Annotated in this window: 3 protein-coding genes and 1 pseudogene; 2 read left to right on the top strand and 2 right to left on the bottom strand. The window is 62.1% G+C overall.

Annotated elements, in window-relative coordinates; genetic code table 11:
• Together GPA_RS14865 and GPA_RS14860 are read right to left on the bottom strand one after the other, a co-directional pair.
• The coding region (locus tag GPA_RS14865; protein WP_083809165.1) for a DUF1700 domain-containing protein at nucleotides 1-624 on the bottom strand (624 nt) is incomplete at its 3' end.
• On the bottom strand, nucleotides 621-935 hold the full coding sequence (locus GPA_RS14860) for a PadR family transcriptional regulator (RefSeq protein ID WP_015540377.1): 315 nt from the start codon (nucleotides 933-935) through the stop codon (nucleotides 621-623). The genes GPA_RS14865 and GPA_RS14860, both read right to left, overlap by 4 nt.
• 614 nt (nucleotides 936-1,549) lie before the next feature.
• Between GPA_RS14860 and gatC the strand changes: the two genes are divergently transcribed.
• Together gatC and GPA_RS19565 are read left to right on the top strand one after the other, a co-directional pair.
• Nucleotides 1,550-1,861 (top strand): Asp-tRNA(Asn)/Glu-tRNA(Gln) amidotransferase subunit GatC, encoded by a 312-nt coding sequence (gatC, locus tag GPA_RS14855; protein WP_041239741.1) that lies wholly within the window; start codon nucleotides 1,550-1,552, stop codon nucleotides 1,859-1,861.
• A pseudogene (locus tag GPA_RS19565) lies at nucleotides 1,861-2,057 on the top strand (Asp-tRNA(Asn)/Glu-tRNA(Gln) amidotransferase GatCAB subunit A); the annotation flags it as partial. The gene gatC and the pseudogene GPA_RS19565, both read left to right, overlap by 1 nt.

The raw sequence follows: 2,057 nt of genomic DNA, 5'->3' as shown, positions 1-2,057 counted from the left end.
CGCGTAAGCATACGGCGGCGCGGCCGGGCCGTCCCCGCGCACCTTCTTCACGAACAGCCCCTTGATCCAGCGGGCGAACGAGTGGGTGAGCTGCACGAGCCCCTTGCTGGCGGCGAGGACGCCGAACAGGGCGAACAGCCCCAACCCCGCGGCGGCCATCCCGCAACCCAGAAGCCAGGCGGCCGTGAGCGGGTAGCCGGTGGCAAGGCACCACACCAGGCCCACGATCCCGATGGGGCCGCACAAAAGCAGCGTGGCGACGGTCGCCCACAGCGCCACGATGACCATCCAGATGGACAGGTGCACCATCAAGGCTGCCACGATCAGCGCCAGCACCAGGGGAACCCAGATGGGCGAGAACACCACGAGCAGCACCACGTTGAGCGTGCGGCTGCCGGTGTTCGCCTTGGCGATGGCCTTCGGTATGACCGGCGTCTCGGCGATGATCTGCGCGGCGATGGCTCCCACGGGCCCGAGCGCCGCCACGGCGTCGGCCTCGCTCATGCCGTCCTCCACGCGGTCGTCGATCATCTCCGAGTAGAAGGCGATCGACTGCTCCACCTCGTAGGACGGCAGCTTGCCGAGCGCGCGCCGCAGCGCGTCGGAGAACTCGGTCTTGTTCATTGTCTGGCACCTCGTTTCACGTAATCGTAGATGGAGACGACGTCGTCCCGCTCGCGCAGGAACTCGTCGATATGGCGCACGCCCGCCTCAGTGATGCGGTAGTACTTGCGCAGCCGCCCGCTGTGCTCGACGGAGTACGTCGTGAGCAGCCCTGCCGCCTCCAATCGTTTGAGCAGGGGATAGAGCGTCGACTCGGTCAGGTTCAGGATCGCGGGCACGTCTTTCACTATCTGGTAGCCGTAGGAGTCCTGCCGGTTGATCGAGGCGAGCACGCAGACTTCGAGGAAGCCTCGCTTCATCTGTGCGTCCATTGCATACCTCCTTTCGCCCGATATTATACAACGCATAGTATCGGGCGTCAACGGGTATTCAAAAAACCGATCAGCGAAAAAACTGCCGTGTCAGTTCGCCCGCTTCGCCCGTCCGCGCGCTTCGGCCTGTATTCGCATACAACGGCGGCAATCTATGTGTGTTCACCGTTTAAAGGGAATTTAAGAACAAATGTTTCACGTGAAACATGACTGATCTTCACTCCCGATGGTTTGCCGCGCCACTCGGCGGCGAAAGAGGTGGTAGGGGGTAGGTCGTGGAAACTGGGGCGTCCGGAACCTGATAAACGAAAGCACGATGCTCGGATGAATAAAAGCTCGATGGCCGTAAAAACGAAAGACGGATGATGGCCGAAAAACGAAAGACGGATAGTTGGGCAATGAAAAAACGGTTGGGAAATAATTACTTAAAAAGTTATCTTATATTTCGCGGCGGGTGCACAGGGTGCGGGCCGTTGTTTCCTTGCGTCGCCGCACCCGCAGCGAGCCTTCCTTTGCTATCATGGGCGACGTTATGTTTTCACCTGTTCCACCTTCGGTTCTGCCGGTGCTTGCCGCGGGCCGATGCGTGAAAACGAGAAGGGAAGAGCCACCCCATGACCCAACATGTAACCGAACATGATGTGCGCGACATCGCGGAGTACACGCGCATCGGCCTCACGGACGAGGAGGTTTCACAGATGACGGTCGACCTGAACGCCATCATCGACAGCCTCGCGCCCATCACCGAGTACGACCTGGAAGGCGTGGAGCCCACGTTCCACCCCATCGGCAGCCTGTCGAACGTTATGCGCGACGACGTGGAGGCACCCTCCTTCACGCAGGAGGAGGCGCTCGAGAACGCACCCAAGCAGCAGGACGGCTGCTTCCTCATCCCGTCCATCCTGGGAGAAGGGGGTGATCGCTGATGGGTGCCGCATCCGCTTCCGCGTTCGGCGCGATGGGCGCCCGCGAGATCCGCGCGGGACTCGCCGCCAAGGACTTCAGCGCGCGCGAGGTCGCCGAGGGCTCGCTCGCACGCATCGACGCTGCGAACAAGGACCTCAACGCCTTCCTCGAGACCACCGGGCAGCTGGCGCTCGACGCCGCCGCGCGCATCGACGC

Origin of the sequence: Gordonibacter pamelaeae 7-10-1-b, assembly GCF_000210055.1 — a bacterium.
GTDB lineage: Bacteria > Actinomycetota > Coriobacteriia > Coriobacteriales > Eggerthellaceae > Gordonibacter > Gordonibacter pamelaeae.
Note: the sequence above shows the minus strand (reverse complement) of the source record. Positions and strands in the feature narration are given on the sequence as shown.